The organism is Vibrio sp. bablab_jr001, from assembly GCF_016464285.1.
In the GTDB taxonomy this organism is placed as follows: domain Bacteria; phylum Pseudomonadota; class Gammaproteobacteria; order Enterobacterales; family Vibrionaceae; genus Vibrio; species Vibrio fluvialis.
In genome coordinates, this window is sequence record NZ_JACDWZ010000039.1 from 544,964 (window position 1) to 561,741 (window position 16,778).

Consider the following 16,778-nt stretch of genomic DNA (forward strand, 5'->3'; position numbering starts at 1 on the left):
CATTATTTATGTGAGAAGGTCAGTTACCAACCGCCTGCACAATGCGAATTTGTTTTTCGTCTGGTATCTCTTGATACGACAGCACTCTCAGGTTTGGAATGGTGTTCTTGACGAACTTGGCCAATGTCGAACGCAGCACACCGGAAGTCAGCAGTACCGCAGGTTCGCCTTTCAGCTCTTGCTCCTGCGTTGCCTGGCTCAATGCCATCTGCAGCCGCTCCGCCAATCCAGGTTCAATACCTGCCGATTCTCCCCCTGAAGCTTGCATGGTCTGATGCAAAATTTGTTCCAGCTCAGGAATCAGGGTAATCACCGGCAGCTCAGGCTCTATACCATTGATTTCTTGGACGATTAGACGTTTCAACGCAATCCTTACCGCGGCCGTCAGAATGTCGGGTTCTTGACTCTTACTGGAATACTCAGACAGGGTTTGCACAATGGTTCGAATATCGCGAATCGGAATGGCTTCGTGCAACAAGTTCTGCAGTACTTTAACGACTACACCCAACGCCAGTTGATCCGGAACAAAACCATCGACCAAGCGCGGCGCAGAACGGCTCAGCATTTCCAGCAGATTCTGCACTTCTTCATGACCAATCAGCTGGGCAGCATTGTTGGTCAGCAGTTGACTCAAATGAGTCGCCAGCACGGTTGACGAGTCAACTACGGTGTATCCGAGCGCTTGCGCATGCTCACGTTGCTCTTCACGAATCCACACTGCTTCCAACCCAAATGCCGGGTCATAGGTGTGTTCACCGTCAATCATGCCGTATACCTGGCCCGGGTTAATCGCCAGTTCTTGATCCGGGCGAATCTCCGCTTCCCCCACGGCAACCCCCATCAAGGTGATGCGGTAACTGTTCGGCGTGAGTTCTAGGTTGTCACGAATGTGAACCGGCGGAATGAGGAAACCAAAATCTTGTGACAACTTCTTGCGCACGCCTTTTACCCGTTCAAGCAGTTCCCCGCCCTGATCGCGATCCACCAGAGGAATCAAACGATAACCCACTTCCAGACCAATCACATCGACAGGCTGCACATCATCCCACGACAACTCGCGTGGTGTCGGCGCTTCACCTTCAATTTTCGCGGGCAGTTTGGCATCGCTTTCGGCTTGTTTCTGTTTGCGCTGAATCATGTAGGCACTGCCCCCTGCCAAAATAGCCAGGGTCAGAAACGAAAAATGCGGCATGCCAGGTACAATCCCCATCACGCCAAGAATGGCGGAGGTAATCATCAGTGCTTTCGGATTGTCGAACAGCTGGAAAATGACCTGCTGGCCCATGTCTTCATCGGTATTTTGACGCGTTACCATGATCGCGGCACCAATGGAGAGCAGCAGCGACGGGATCTGAGCAACCAGACCGTCACCGATGGTCAGCAAGGTATAGATTTGAATCGCTTCGCCAAAGCCAAGACCGTATTGAATCATCCCGATAGTAAGGCCACCGATAATGTTGATAAACAGGATCAGAATACCGGCAATCGCGTCCCCTTTGACGAACTTGGACGCACCATCCATCGAACCGTAAAAGTCCGCTTCTTTGGTGACTTCAAAACGGCGAGTACGCGCTTGCTCTTGATCAATCAGACCAGCGTTGAGATCCGCATCAATCGCCATCTGTTTACCCGGCAAGGCATCCAATGTAAAGCGAGCGCTTACCTCAGAAATCCGGCCCGCACCTTTGGTGACCACCATAAAGTTGATGATCATCAGGATTAAGAACACCACCAGACCAACAGCGTAGTTGCCGCCAATCACTACGTTACCAAACGCTTCAATCACGTTACCCGCCGCGCCGGGGCCTTCATGACCATAGAGCAACACCACCCGAGTTGAGGCGACGTTGAGCGCCAGACGTAACAAGGTCGCAATCAGCAGTACAGTCGGGAATGCAGCGAAATCCAGTGGTCTGCGTGTGTAAACCGTTACCAGCAGCACCACCATCGATAAGGCAATGTTGAAAGTAAAAAAGAGGTCAAGCAGAAATGCGGGCATCGGCAGCACCACCATCGCCAACGTCGCCAGTACCATAACTGGCGCACCGATGGCAGGCATGCTGCGTTGAGGAATGTTGGGCAATTTGTCCGCAAATGGCAGTGTAAACTTCATAGGCCTGCAAGCTATTAGTGGTTGAGAATTCAGCGACGCAACAAGGCGTTAGCGCGATGATGCAATTTTTAGTCCATGAGAAACTGTCAAAAACTTGGCTGAGGGATAAATCTAAGGCCAGCGACCAATAAAAAAGGCTGCCCGCAGACAACCTTTTCTTTTCGCACCGTGCAAATTACGGGTGCACGTTCCACGCGACTTTGCCCTGACGCGATTGAGGGTCAAACTCAATGCACATCAAGCCCGAGGTCGGGAACATCGGCGGCACCATATCTGCTACAAATTCAGACGCCAAATAACCCACCAGCGGCAAGTGCGATACCAGCAGCAGCGTGTCTAATGCTTCCAGTTCAACCAGTGCCGATACATAGTCAAACACCTCATCGGCCGAACCATACGGCGTGATGTCCTCGCATATCTGTACTTGTCTTGCCGCAAAATAGCGAGAGATTTCCTGCCAGGTTTGCTGAGCACGTAGATAAGGGCTGACCAGAACTTTATCGAAATGATGTAGGTCTTGCTGCTCAATACAGGCACGAGCAACCGCGACCGACTCATTCCGACCTCGCTCCGTTAAAGCTCGCTCTGCATCACTGGCTGCATAGTGATGAGCCTCACCGTGACGCATGATAAAAATTTTCATTATGTATACCTATTTGCTCTTATACACACAGGCAGTCTGAGGCTGCTTTGCCGCTGATTATAACAGCACCGTTCGTAAAGACTTAGACCGGGGTAACAGTCTATTAAAAAGTCATCTTTGGGACTAGAATGACATTCTGCTCAAAAAATCACAGACTTGAATTTGCGCCGTATCGTTTCAACGCCATACTTAAATCAAAGCCCTACCGGAGAACTTCTGTGCACATTAGCCCAAATGATTCAAATAGCTACCGACATCTGACTCTGTCCAATTCGTTGCGTGTGCTGTTGATCCACAATGAAAGTGCCCAGAAATCTGCAGCAGCCTTAGCGGTCAAAGTTGGCCATTTTGACGATCCGACGGACCGTGAAGGTTTGGCACATTACCTTGAACACATGCTGTTTTTAGGCACGCGAAAATACCCTAAAGTGGGCGAATTTCAAAGCGTAATTAATCAGCACGGTGGTACCAATAATGCGTGGACAGGGACAGAACATACGTGCTTCTTCTTTGATGTCTCGCCGAACGTGTTTGAAAAGGCACTCGACCGCTTCAGTCAGTTCTTTACCGCGCCGTTGTTTAATGCTGAAGCGCTGGACAAAGAGCGTCAGGCGGTCGACTCCGAATACAAACTGAAACTGAACGACGATTCTCGCCGCTTGTATCAGGTACAGAAAGCCACCATCAACCCGCAGCACCCGTTTGCGAAGTTTTCGGTCGGTAATTTGGAAACATTGGGCGATCGTGAAGGCAGCAACATTCGCGACGAAATCATCGCGTTCCATGAGCAACATTATTCGTCTGACCTGATGACGTTAGTGATAATGGGCCCGCAAAGCCTCGATGAATTGGCTCAATGGGCGAACGACAAGTTTGCCGCCATTCCCAATCGCCATCTGGCGAACAAGACCATTACCGAGCCGTTTGTGACTCCGGAACAAACCGGCGTGATGATTCATGTCGAACCACTCAAAGAGATTCGTAAGCTCATCCTGAGCTTTCCGATGCCCAGCACCGACGCGTATTACCAGCGTAAGCCACTCTCCTATTTTGCCCATCTGATCGGCTATGAAGGTGAAGGCAGCCTGCTGCTGGCCTTGAAAGACAAAGGCTGGATTACCTCGTTGTCTGCCGGCGGCGGCGCCAGCGGCAGCAACTACCGTGAGTTTTCCATCAGTTGTACGCTCACTCCCCTCGGTCTGGAACATGTTGATGACATCATTCAAGCCATGTTTGAAACCTTAACGCTGATTCGTGAAAACGGCTTAGACGAATGGCGCTACATGGAAAAACGTGCGGTGTTGGAATCGGCATTTCGGTTTCAGGAAACCTCGCGCCCACTCGACATTGTCAGTCATCTGGTGATCAATATGCAGCATTACGCCGCGGAAGACACCATTTATGGCGACTACATGATGCAAGCGTACGATGAAGCTTTACTCAACGAAATTCTGAGCTATCTGGTGCCAGAAAATCTGCGCGCGACCCTGATCACGCAAGGACAGGATTACGACAGCGAAGCCGACTGGTATTTCACCCCATACGCTTTGCGCCCATTCAGTCCGGAGCAGATGGCGAAATTTAATCAGCAGAGTGCATCTCTGCCGTTGCTATTGCCACCAGAAAACCCGTTCATCTGCGATCAGCTCGACCCTCGGCCGCTGGAAAACGAACAAGAAACGCTACCGCAAATATTACAGGATCTGCCAGGTTTCCGTTTGTGGCACCTGCAAGATACCGAGTTTCGCGTCCCTAAGGGCGTGATTTATATTGCCATTGATAGCCCACATTCCGTCGCCAGCACTCGCAACATCGTCATCACTCGTTTGTGTGTCGAAATGTTCCTCGACACGCTGGCCAAAGAAACTTATCAGGCTGAAATTGCGGGTATGGGCTACAACATGTATGCCCATCAAGGCGGTGTCACGCTGACTATCTCGGGCTTCAGTCAGAAGCAGCCTCAGCTGATGAAGATGATTCTCGACAAATTTGCCCGTCGCGAGTTCAGCGAGAAGCGCTTCGAAACCATCAAGCAACAACTGTTGCGTAACTGGCGCAACGCTGCCCACGACCGGCCGATTTCACAGCTTTTCAATGCCATGACTGGCCTGCTGCAGCCCAATAACCCGCCATACGACCAGTTGCTGGACGCGTTGGAAACGATTGAAGTCAGTGAACTGGCCGAGTTCGTTGAGAAGATCATCGCTCAATTGCACATCGAGATGTTTGTTTACGGTGACTGGCAGAAGCAGGACGCTCATGCCATGGCCGAAGTACTGAAAGACGCGCTGCGCGTCAAGAATCAAACCTATGAAGAGTCACTACGTCCGCTGGTGATGCTGGGCCACAATGGTACCTTTCAGCGCGAAGTCAGTTGCGATCAGGACGACTCGGCGATTGTGGTGTATTACCAGTCCAAAGACACCGAGCCGCGCAGTATTGCGCTCTACTCACTGGCGAATCACCTGATGTCGGCCACCTTCTTCCACGAAATCCGCACTAAGCAGCAACTGGGTTACATGGTTGGCACTGGCAATATGCCGCTCAACCGTCATCCGGGTATGGTGCTGTATGTGCAGTCGCCGAATGCTGCCCCCGCCGATCTGATTCGCTCCATCGACGAATTCCTCAATGCTTTTTACATGGTGTTGCTGGAGCTTAACGAATATCAATGGCACAGCAGTAAACGCGGTTTGTGGAATCAGATAGCGACACCGGACCCGACGCTGCGCACACGGGCTCAACGTCTGTGGGTTGCCATCGGCAATAAAGACTGGACGTTTGATCAACGGGAAGTGGTATTAGAAGAGCTGAAGCAGCTCAGCCGCTCCGACATGATTCGCTTTGTGGTTAACGAGCTTAAACCGCGGACCGCCAACCGTCTGATTATGCATACTCAGGGCAATGCTCACGAAGAGGCAGAGCCGCTGAGTCTGGGACAGGAAATCGGGTCGATTGAAGAGTTTCAGTTGCGCCCGAAAGCCTACGATCTCGGTTAACGTTCTGATTCAACAATGGCTTTGAGGGTGTGGGGGTGCAGTTTGATACACACACCCTGCCATTTGAACGCCACCGTTGGGTTGTTCAAGCGTTCACCCTCACCTTTCGGGCTCGAAAGCTTGGTTTTCACACCAAGTTCAGCCAACTGTGACCACTGCTGCGCCAGAGCGGGATACTGCTGGTGCAGGTCAGCCAGAAAGTCATCAGCGGTCTGCGCTTCAGACGGCACCACAAACTCCACATGTTCCCAGCTCTGATCCGGATAAGTTTTCCCCGGTGCCGGATAAGGCAGTTCCAGGCATTCAATCGTCCATTGCGCCGCAGCCAATGGCTGGTCAAACGCAATGACAATAATTGGACGGCCGTTAATCTGCGCGCAGGAGATTTCCTCGCCCTCTTTTAGCCATTCCAGATGCGCCGCTTTGGCAAGATGCATTTCGTTGATTCTGAGTGCAATGTGGTCCAGCGTGTGGTTTGACAAATCGATATGCAAAAGCTCGGATAATTGCTGAATTTTATGCATGAATTCAGCGAGTTTGTCTTTCATTTGAACAGGATGAAGGCCTGATTCCATCAGCGACTGAAGCATTTTAACTACCCAAAATAATGATTTGTCGTCGATGTTACCAAGATTCAATCGAAAAGTAGAAAATTTCGTAATTTTGTCCCTATAAGCCCAGTAATAAAATTGCTATCATGTGCGCCAATTTATGAACAAAATCGAGATATGCATTCACTACTGCCCAGTGAATAAAATGCATACCCAACCAATTCCCAGAATTGAAGGACACGCGTGTGAATATCCAAGCACTGATTAATGACAAAGTATCTCAGGCTCTTGAAGCCGCTGGCGCACCTGCAGGCAGCCCTGCAGCTGTTCGCCAATCCGCAAAACCACAGTTTGGTGATTATCAGGCCAACGGCGTAATGGGCGTTGCAAAACAGTTAGGTACTAATCCGCGAGAATTCGCGCAAAAAGTCATCGACGTGCTTGATTTAGACGGTATCGCGAGCAAAACCGAAATCGCGGGCCCAGGTTTCATCAACATTTTCCTGAGTGAAGAGTTCCTGGCTAAACAAGCCGATGCGGCCCTTGCTGATGAGCGTCTGGGTGTAGCGCAAGAAGCACAACAAACTATCGTGGCTGACTACTCAGCGCCGAACGTAGCCAAAGAAATGCACGTAGGTCACCTGCGTTCAACCATCATCGGTGACGCGGTGGTTCGTACCCTGGAATTCCTGGGCCACAAAGTCATTCGCGCCAACCACATCGGCGACTGGGGTACTCAGTTCGGGATGCTGATCGCAAACCTTGAGCGTGTGCAGCAAGAGTCTGGCGAAGTGTCGATGGAACTGTCTGACCTGGAAGCCTTCTACCGTGAATCGAAAAAGCTGTACGACGAAGATGCAGAGTTTGCGGAAAGAGCACGTAACTACGTAGTGAAACTGCAAGGCGGTGACGCATTCTGTCTCGACATGTGGAAGAAACTGGTCGACGTGACCATGATTCAAAACCAACGCAACTACGATCGTCTGAACGTATCATTGACTCGTGATGACGTCATGGGCGAAAGCATGTACAACGACATGCTTCCAGGCATCGTAGCTGACCTCAAACAAAAAGGTCTGGCCCAAGAAGATGACGGCGCGCAAGTGGTCTTCCTCGAAGAGTTCAAAAACAAAGACGGCGAGCCTATGGGTGTGATCATCCAGAAGCGCGATGGCGGCTTCCTTTACACCACAACAGACATCGCATGTGCGAAATACCGTTACGAAACGCTGGGCGCGGATCGTGTGCTGTACTTCATCGACTCTCGTCAGCACCAGCACCTGATGCAAGCGTGGACTATTGTGCGTAAAGCCGGTTACGTGCCTGAAGCCGTGACTCTGGAACACCACGCATTCGGTATGATGCTGGGCAAAGATGGGCGTCCATTCAAGACACGTGCAGGCGGCACGGTACGTCTGGCAGATCTGCTGGATGAAGCCGAAGAACGTGCAAAAGCGCTGATCGAATCGAAAAACCCGGATTTAGACGCAGACGAGAAAGCAGAGATCGCCACCACGGTCGCGATGGCTGCGGTGAAATACGCAGACCTGTCTAAACACCGTACCACTGACTACGTGTTTGACTGGGACAACATGCTGGCGTTTGAAGGTAACACCGCACCATACATGCAGTACGCGTACACACGTGTTGCGTCTATCTTCGCAAAAGCAGGCGTTTCACCAGACAACCTGACGGGCGAAATCAAGATCACTGAAGAGAAAGAGAAAGCACTGATCGCCAAACTGCTGCAATTTGAAGAAGCGGTGCAATCTGTATCTCGTGAAGGTCAGCCGCACATTCTGTGTAGCTACCTGTTCGAATTGGCGGGCCAATTCTCTAGCTTCTACGAAGCTTGCCCGATCCTGATTGCCGAAGATGAGAGCGTGAAACAGAGCCGCCTGAAACTGGCTGCGCTGACCGCGAAGACCATCAAGCAAGGCCTGTCTCTACTGGGGATCAACACCCTAGAACGCATGTAATTGCAAAATTGAGAATATTCAAAGGCTGGCACATAGTGTCAGCCTTTTTTATTAGCGTATAATGGCCACTTCTGTCGCACTCCGACGGCATCAACCATTAACGGATCATCACCATGAGTTTCGAACTTCATCCTCAGTTAGCAAAAGATACCGATGTCATTGGCCATTTCCCTTTGTGTGTCGCTCTGCTGCATAAAGACGCAGCGGTGCCTTGGGTCATTCTGGTTCCGAAAAAGGCGAATCTGAAAGAGCTGCATCACCTACCGATGCATGAACAGCAGCAATTCCTGTTAGAGTCGCAAGCGGTGAACCAAGCGCTCGAAGCGCTATTTCAGCCGGACAAACTCAATCTGGGTGCGCTGGGTAACATGGTTCCACAACTGCATATCCACCACATCGCGCGCTTCCAGGATGACATTGCCTGGCCGGGCCCAGTGTGGGGCAACACCAAAGGTGAACGTCGCAGTGAAGCAGAGCAAGACGTGATGCTGACTAAACTGCGTAACGTGCTCTCGTTGAGCTCACTGTTCGTCAACGTTTAATCGCCATAAAAAAAGCCGCGCAAAGCGGCTTTTTTATTATCAACTACATGGTCACAGTCACGGATAACCCCTGGGCCTGATTGAGCGAATATCGAATCCGGGTAACCTGCTGCGCGGCATTGGTGTCAATAAAACGAGAAATGACACCTTTTTTGATCCACACTGCGAGCATCGCGTCCACACCGTCTTCACTGAGCGCAAAACGTTTCGCGAGCTCTTTGCGCGAAATACCGCTCTGCGCCTCAATCGCTTGTTTTAGCTCAGTCAAAATCATGCCATCTGTACCTCAAGACGTTGCTGTTTACGTCCAGCCCGTTTAAGCAGGCTGTAAACCAGTGCACACACCAGTAAAATACCGCCAATCCAGCTGGCACTGCTGACTGGCGATTCACTAAAGTGAGCAGCCTGGTTAAACAGCGCTGCGGATGCGTAAGCCAGCCCCATCGTCCACACCGCAATAAAGCGCGCATATCGCGTACCAAACTCACGCACATAAGCCCCCATCGCCGCCACACAAGGCGTGTAAAGCAGAATAAAGATCAGGTACGAGAACGCTGCATAGCCAGTGACAAAATGGTTGTTCAAGTTACCGAAGATGGAAGCATCCACTTGCTGATCTTGAGCCACCGATGCGCTGTCTGATAAATCACCGACTTCAATGCCTAATGGATCAGAGAAGTTCAGACCCATCAAGTTTTCAGGAATCGACATCACCGCATCTTTCAGGCTGCCCATCAGATCGTACTCGGCATCATCGCCTTGCGCTGAGGTGTAAAGGTTGTTCAGCGTCCCCACCACCGCTTCTTTGGCAAAAATGCCAGTAATGATACCCACAGTTGCCTGCCAGTTATCATGATTGATGCCAATCGGCTCGAACACTGGCGTCACAACTTGCGCCGCTTTAGAAAGCACAGAGTTGTCACTGTCTTCGTTGCCAAATGAGCCGTCGGTACCTACCGAGTTCAAAAAACTCAGAATCGCCACCACAATCACGATGGTTTTACCTGCGCCAAGAACAAAACGTTTCAGTTTCTGCCAGGTTTTGATCAGCACGTTTTGCAGCGTAGGCACTTCGTAATCCGGCATCTCCATCACCAAATTGTCACTCGAACCCGGGAACAACGTTTTCTTCAGTACCCAACCAGTAAAGACTGCCGCAACAATACCCAGCAAGTACAAGGCAAACACGACATTCTGGCCGCTTTCCGGGAAGAACGCTGCGGCAAAGAGTGCGTATACCGGCAGACGCGCACCACACGACATAAACGGAGCCATGGATGCGGCTAACTTGCGTTCACGCTCTTGATCAAGCGTTCGCGTTGCCATGATCGCAGGCACGTTACAGCCAAAGCCGAGAACCAGCGGGACAAATGCTTTGCCCGGCAGGCCGATTTTCTGCATCACTTTATCCAGCACAAACGCCGCGCGCGACATGTAACCTGAACTTTCTAACACCGCCAGGAACAGATACAAACAGGCGATCACCGGAATAAAGGTTGCCACGGTTTGAATACCACCGCCGATACCATCAGCCAGAATGGTGACCAGCCAGACCGGAAGATGCCCATCCAACAGATAGTGACCACCATCCACCAGCAGCGCACCAACCCCGATATCGAAGAAGTCGATAAAAGCACTGCCTATATTGATGGAGAACATAAACATCAGGTACATAACCACGAAGAAGAATGGCACACCAATCCACTTATTGAGGACAAAGCGATCCGCTTTTGCCGTAAAGCTGTGGCTCAATTTACCTTCGCTGCGACGCACTTTCTGGCAGAGTTGATGTAGATAGGTGTATTTACAATCGGCGACATGAAGGTCGATATCCATCGCACAAAGGCGTTGTTCGTTAGCGATCTGCTCGCGGTAAGTTTGCTCGAGGCTGTTGATCACCAACAGATCGTTTTCCAGTGAGCGAATCGCCAGAGCGCGAGCAGAAACTTCCTGATCCGAAAACAGCGGAGCGAGGCGAGCGATTGACGCTTCAAAGTCATCACCGTAATTCAAATCCAGTTGTTCAAGGGCAATGCCCTGCACCACAACTTTGTGAAGTTTCTCTTTAAATTGACGAACCTGACCTTTGTTATTGGCAGATAGTGTGAACACCGGACAACCAATCGCTTTCTCGAGCTTTTTCACATCAATGGTCTGACGCTCACGCTTGAGCGCATCCATTTTATTCAGTACCACCACCATCGGGCGGCCAAGCTCACGCAGTTGTAATGTCATATAAAGACTGCGTTCCAGACAAGTCACATCAACCACGTTGATAATCAGGTCGGCTGGATGGGTGAGCACCGCGCGTGACGCAATGGACTCATCAATACTGTTGCTGTCATTGCCACTGTCGAGTGCATAAATGCCCGGAAGATCGGTGAGCCGGAACTCATCACCAGAATGCTGGTAACGACCCGTCTTTTTTTCCACCGTCACACCAGCCCAGTTTCCGACTTGCTGCTTAGCACCAGTCAGGCCATTAAACAGGGTGGTTTTGCCACTGTTCGGGTTACCAACGGTTAAAACGTTATACTGCATCACGCTTTCTCCACATCAATCGCTGCGGCAATACTTTCACGTACCGCAATGGACACACCGCGCACTTCAACCTGTAATGGGTCACCCATCGGTGCACGGCGAATCAGTGTCACCTGAGTGTTTGGCAACAATCCCATCACCATGAGTTTTTTTCGTACATCGGTAGAAAGCCCATTGAGCGCCAGAATAAGGCCGGACTCTCCCGCATTTAAATCAGACAATTTCATCGTAGCCACACGCAATCGTATTGTTAATGAGAAATATTTTTATTAATGATGCGAATCATACGCCGCGAACTTACGTCTGTAATTGTGTGAAATCAAAGATTGCACGGATTGAACCGTTATTTTTGTTAATTACCTCCTCGTCAAAAACGTCAATCTTGTCTTCTACATTGACTCAGTCTCGTCTTGATGTGATCACCATCAAATCACACCGAAAAAATTATCCATAAAAATCAATAATTTAAATATAAAACAGAAATTGGCGGTTTTCTCCGGTCACGCTGGCGTTAATTTTATAAGTAAAAAAAGTCCAGGTGGTTATAGTGACTCTCGTCGACAGGGAATTGTCCCTGAGATAGAAATTCCAGAGGTGATATGGCTTAGACCATATCACTCCGGCAGCAAGCGAAGGTGTCGTTGACACCCGTGGTATAGTCCCCCCGGCTATACCACGACATTTTTTTCTTATCTTTTCACCCTGTCAGTTCAACACTTTCTCACTCCCGCAATACCCAATGTGCAACACCTGGATACCCTGAACCTTCGTACACAAAATGTCTCTGTTCACGTCTGCTTGAGCGTAACTAATAATCGTCGTTGAAGGAAATGCGGTTAGGAACAGCTTGAGCTACCCGTTTACCGCTCCAGTAACGGATAGCCTTTATCAGGAAGGTGAGTAGAAGCTAGTCTCAAACCAGCTCTTTATCCTCAATAAACTGCGTCGGCGATAAACCAAAATGATGCTTAAAACGCTGGCTGAAATAGGAAGGGTCATTGAATCCACAGTCAAAAGCCACTTGCGATATTTTCGCGCCCTCCAGCAGAAACTGGCAGGCTCTCTCCAAGCGATATTCTGTCAGGTATTCCTTAAAAGTTTTGTCTGTCACGGTTTTAAAGCGGCGCTGTAAGCTGCGTTCTGAGACAAACAACTGCTTGGCGGCTTCGGAGGTACTAAATTCGGCATCGGAATAATGCTTCGCGATCAACATGTCGACTTTAGCCAGCCACTGTTTGTCTTCCGAGTCTGAATTTGCCACAGTACCAAGCGCACTCTGCTCGGTTTGTTCTTCATCACAAGCCTGAGGCCAGGACAATTCCACCAGATTGCGTTCAGAAGAAGAAAAGACCACCAATTCTCCTCCGGAGACTGCTACCAACTGATTCAGAGAGGCCGTCTGGTTGTCGCCAGATGCCACCATGAGAGATGACAAATCAGCGCCAGCGTCACCGCAATCAATCAAAGCGATAACGATACGTTGTTCTCTGACCCGGCATTGAATTGTCAGAGTCTGATTACGATACAAGCGCTTAATGGCATGAGCAAAAAGCGTGTTGAATATAATATCCACGCCCCAATGTTTGAGCGCGGCAGCGGGAAGAGCTTCTGTGCAGTGGCGTTCAACTTTAATACCCGCCGCGGCAAACTCAGCCACCCATCCGGCCAACACCGTGTCAATCACATCCAGCATGTCGTGTTGCGCCAATTGAGGATGGTCATCTTTACCCAGCACATGCAGCTGCTCAAAATCAGCCAGCAACGTCTCTGCAGTCTGCTTAAGTTCCTGCGCCTGACCAGATTGCGCCTGACGAATCAATGCCATTAACGAAGGCTTCATGCCACGCAGCAATTTCTCCAGCCATAAATGGCGAACTTGGATCTGCTTGCGCAGCTGCTGATTGTTGCTTAATACCGCTTTGCTTTGGTGACGCATTTGGTTGGTTTTCAGCACCACCTGCTCTTTTAGCTCCCGGTTCATGGACGAAATGATACGTGAACGCCACCAACTGAACAGAATCACGATCGCAATAAAGCCCACTGCATAAATGGTAATAGCAAGATTCGACAGGTACCAAGGTTTAAGTACTGTGAACGAAAGGCTGTCGCTCTGAGGCGGCATAAGATAGGCGTTTGCACTGCGTATAGATAACAGGTACTCACCAGGCATCAGTTGATCGAGTGCCAACTGTGTACCTTCTAAAGGCTGCCACTGCTCATTGTTCAGGCGAAACTCCAGCATTTGACTGCGCGCCTCAGGCAAAGCACCAAACTGAAAACTGACCGGACTGCCATAAGTCAACGCGATTTGCTCGGCGTTGCGGCTTCCCACCCGCAATGGACGATAGTCGACACTGATCTGACTGAAAATGAGCGGCGATGATGGCAGCGTCGACTCGGCTAGCTCTTTGGCAGAGGCCTTGACTAAACCAAGCGTCGATGAAAACAGTAACGTTTCACTGACTGATGAACGGCCGGAAGTGCACACCCCGGTACGCAGCTCATTGCTCACCAACCCATAAGGTGTCCCGAAATGTTTTTTGATCGCCCCATTTGGATCGTAAAGCGTAATCCCCTTGGACGAGCCTAACCACATACCTTCACTGGTTTTAAGAATACATTTCAGACGGATGTTGTCATCAATCAGCGGCAGCGGTTCAATACCAGTCTCCGGATGAAGGAAATGACGTCGAAACGCGCCGTACGTGCTGATAAACCACACCTCCCCACTCGCGCTCTCTTCGATGTCGATATTGGCGCCGTAAGCCGCACTCGCTTTGTCATAGCTGATTTGCTGGTTTGCCAGCGTATAAATGCCGTGATCCGTGCCGATGAGTAAGCCTGAGCTTTTCGTCGCCTTTAACGCGGTTACCTTGGACGTTTTGGCTGCTGCGGACATCCAGTCTGAGCCATAATCGGTCACTTCTCCACTCTTCAAATTCAACGACCACAGCGAGTTGTCGCTGCTTCCCCAAAGGATACTGTTGCTATCGAGTTCCAGATGCTGGATAGGTTTACGCAACAAGTCATTTGAATTAACGGCAACCGCCCCTTCCAGCCGATTGAGGATGTATGAGTAAAGCCCTTGATTGGTCGCCAACCACAATTGTTCCGCCGTTTGGACCAAGTCATTGACACTATCCGGGTATATTCGCTGCTTGCGAAACCCTTTGAGGAAGTGAATCAGATACAGGCCATCTGAACGACTCATCAAAAACTGCCGCCCCTGATTGATCGAAAACAGATGCTTTATCTCTGTTTCCAAACTCGGCGCATCAATATCACGATTCAAAACACGGGTAAATTTCTGACTAAAACGAGAGAAATAGCGGATACCTTTATCCGTCGCAATCCAGATCCCCCCTTGCTTGTCGTTGACTAACGAGTAAATTCGCCCGCTCGATAAGCCGTAGTCGTCTGCATTGTTGCCTTCCAATTTAACTGTGTTGCCCGTTTCAACGGAGTGGACCAAGAGACCGTTGTCGGTGCCTATCCAATATTCATTCTCAGTTTCAACGATAGAAAATACCGGAGCATTCCCGACTTTTTGCGGCTCTTGTTCCGGATGATTAATATCGATTATCAATGCGCCATCGTCGGTTCCGACAACAAGCTGATCACGCCGGCGAGACATAAACATAGTCTCAACATAATCTTTTCCCGAACGTTGAACATGGGAAAAACTTTGCCCATTGGAAAGATAAACCCCGGCATTGGTCGCCAGTACCCATTTGGTGTAAATCATTTGTGCATCATTCACGACCACTTTACTGGCCTGATTGAGCTGAAAAAGCGTCATCAGAGAATAGGTTTGAAATTCCCCGGTTGTGATGTGGTAAGTGTAGAAATGGGTTTCGTCCGTGAGCCAGATGTAGCCTGCCGATGCCCCAATCTTTTCGATTGTTATCCCCGGTGTGAGGCTGAATACCAGTTCGGGTTCATCAGGAGGGACGGTGCGATAGAGTTCATTATCCATGAACGTCCAAAATGCATTCTGCGCATAGGCGAGTTGTTGTGGATTACCGGCAAGCAGAGAGCCTCGACGTGGCAGTACATTTTGGCCGTCATAGAAGACAACCCGGCCGTGCACGTCGTGAATCCAGATTCCACCCTCATCACCCAGGAACAGATCCTGAGCAATAAACACCTTGCCTTGCGACAACGTCGGCAACGGATAAAAGATAGATGGGCTTTTATCCTGCGCATTGATAGCGAATGTGAAGAGCGCTGACAGCAGGCTCAGGAGGAGCAATAATCGGGACAAAGCGGTTCCTTCAGCAACAAAAAGAAATGCCTGACGCCTTATTATTGAATAGTTAATTTGCGGCGCTAATTATAGCGTATTCTAGCCTTTCAGCGCCGCATGTGTACTTTCGTATTCATTAAATCTTGGTTTTTCTAGCTTGGATCACAGGAACAGATCAAAAAAAACCTTTCTTATATCCTCTACTGTGACAAGCATTGAGCGTAACTGTCACTCAGTTGGTGCAGGAACGCAAAATAGCTTCCGGCTTTCACCGGAACTTGAGTGCCGAGCGGATCCAGCACACCGATGTGCGCGTGACTGCCTCGCACAACCGTTTCAATCACAGCAGGTTGAAACTGAGGTTCAGAGAAGACACATTTTGCCTGATTCTCAGCCAGAGATTTACGGATCGCTATCAGTGTTTTAGCACCCGGTTTGCGATCCGGGCTAACGGTAAAGTGGCCCAAATTATTCAGGCCATAACGTTGCTCGAAATAGTCATACGCATCGTGAAATACGTAGTACGGCACCGACTTAACGTCAGCAAGTTGAGTACGTATCGCGCTGTCGGTTTCATCTGCTTGCTGAAGAAAGCGCTCTAAGTTGCTCGCATATTGCTTGGCATGTTCTGGATCCGTTTCACTCAGACGCTGCGCGATCGCGGCCGCCACCTGTTTGGCTTGTTCAATCCCCAGCCAGAAGTGCGGATCATGTGTGCCATGATGATGGTGGCCATCATCGTGCCCATGTTCGAGTTCTTCTGCACTGTAGGCGCGCAGATTGAGATCCGGAATACTGCTTAAGGTCAGCACGTTTGGATGACTACTCAACACTTTTTCCAGAAAAGGCTCTAAGTCCGGGCCAAACCAGATAACCAGCGAAGCCTGATGAATACGCTTTACATCTGATGGGCGAAGCGCATAATCATGCGGCGAAGCATTCGCAGACAACAACACATCAGGCTCAGACACTTCTGCCGTTAACTCATGGGTAATCATCTGAATTGGTTTTATGCTCGTGAGAATATCACTTGCCCAGGCCGAGCATGACGCGGTGACAAGTGCAGTTAGTAAAGCAAATCTGGTTAGCATGATGGAGTTTTCTCAAGCTGTAGCGTTCATCGTTCCGAAATGTTACATTATAACATTACTAAAATGCAAATGA

At 49.9% G+C, this 16,778-nt stretch carries 11 protein-coding genes; 3 read left to right on the forward strand and 8 right to left on the reverse strand.

Features of this window, described 5'->3' with window-relative positions; all coding sequences use genetic code 11:
* Positions 1–19: 19 nt before the first annotated feature.
* Together flhA and sixA are read right to left on the reverse strand one after the other, a co-directional pair.
* Positions 20–2,113, reverse strand: coding sequence for a flagellar biosynthesis protein FlhA (gene flhA / locus JIG40_RS05375; protein ID WP_024374691.1), 2,094 nt, complete (start codon positions 2,111–2,113; stop codon positions 20–22).
* Between the two features lie 175 nt (positions 2,114–2,288).
* Positions 2,289–2,756 (reverse strand): phosphohistidine phosphatase SixA, encoded by a 468-nt coding sequence (sixA, locus tag JIG40_RS05380; RefSeq protein ID WP_020331230.1) that lies wholly within the window; start codon positions 2,754–2,756, stop codon positions 2,289–2,291.
* Positions 2,757–2,974: 218 nt separating this feature from the next.
* Between sixA and JIG40_RS05385 the strand changes: the two genes are divergently transcribed.
* Entirely contained in the window at positions 2,975–5,755 is a 2,781-nt protein-coding gene (locus tag JIG40_RS05385; RefSeq protein WP_158151820.1) for an insulinase family protein, read from the forward strand.
* Here JIG40_RS05385 and JIG40_RS05390 read toward each other — a convergent pair.
* The gene (locus tag JIG40_RS05390; protein ID WP_199464926.1) at positions 5,752–6,345 is read right to left on the reverse strand and encodes a VOC family protein; all 594 of its coding nucleotides are present in this window, start codon (positions 6,343–6,345) and stop codon (positions 5,752–5,754) included. The two genes, JIG40_RS05385 and JIG40_RS05390, sit on opposite strands and share 4 nt — an antisense overlap.
* Positions 6,346–6,551: 206 nt before the next feature.
* On the opposite strand from JIG40_RS05390, the gene argS reads away from it, so the two are divergent.
* Both argS and JIG40_RS05400 read left to right on the forward strand, forming a co-directional pair.
* Positions 6,552–8,285, forward strand: a complete 1,734-nt coding sequence (argS, locus tag JIG40_RS05395; RefSeq protein ID WP_158151819.1) for an arginine--tRNA ligase — start codon at positions 6,552–6,554, stop codon at positions 8,283–8,285.
* A gap of 113 nt (positions 8,286–8,398) precedes the next feature.
* Positions 8,399–8,827 (forward strand): HIT domain-containing protein, encoded by a 429-nt coding sequence (locus JIG40_RS05400; RefSeq protein ID WP_020331226.1) that lies wholly within the window; start codon positions 8,399–8,401, stop codon positions 8,825–8,827.
* Positions 8,828–8,870: 43 nt separating this feature from the next.
* Here JIG40_RS05400 and JIG40_RS05405 read toward each other — a convergent pair whose 3' ends face one another.
* The 5 genes from JIG40_RS05405 to znuA form a co-directional block, all read right to left on the reverse strand.
* Complete coding sequence (locus tag JIG40_RS05405) at positions 8,871–9,101, reverse strand: FeoC-like transcriptional regulator (RefSeq protein WP_100267525.1); 231 nt, start codon at positions 9,099–9,101, stop codon at positions 8,871–8,873.
* Positions 9,098–11,368 carry a Fe(2+) transporter permease subunit FeoB gene (gene feoB, locus JIG40_RS05410; protein ID WP_158151818.1) on the reverse strand — a complete coding sequence of 757 codons (2,271 nt, stop codon included), beginning with the start codon at positions 11,366–11,368 and terminating at the stop codon, positions 9,098–9,100. Before feoB ends, JIG40_RS05405 begins: the two co-directional genes overlap by 4 nt.
* A complete protein-coding gene (locus tag JIG40_RS05415) occupies positions 11,368–11,595 on the reverse strand; it encodes a FeoA family protein (protein WP_020331223.1) in 228 nt (75 codons plus the stop codon). The genes feoB and JIG40_RS05415 overlap by 1 nt, the downstream gene beginning before the upstream one ends.
* A 686-nt stretch (positions 11,596–12,281) precedes the next feature.
* On the reverse strand, positions 12,282–15,632 hold the full coding sequence (locus JIG40_RS05420; protein ID WP_199464927.1) for an AraC family transcriptional regulator: 3,351 nt from the start codon (positions 15,630–15,632) through the stop codon (positions 12,282–12,284).
* Positions 15,633–15,814: 182 nt separating this feature from the next.
* Positions 15,815–16,705 carry a zinc ABC transporter substrate-binding protein ZnuA gene (gene znuA / locus JIG40_RS05425; protein ID WP_024373824.1) on the reverse strand — a complete coding sequence of 297 codons (891 nt, stop codon included), beginning with the start codon at positions 16,703–16,705 and terminating at the stop codon, positions 15,815–15,817.
* Positions 16,706–16,778 lie beyond the last annotated feature (73 nt).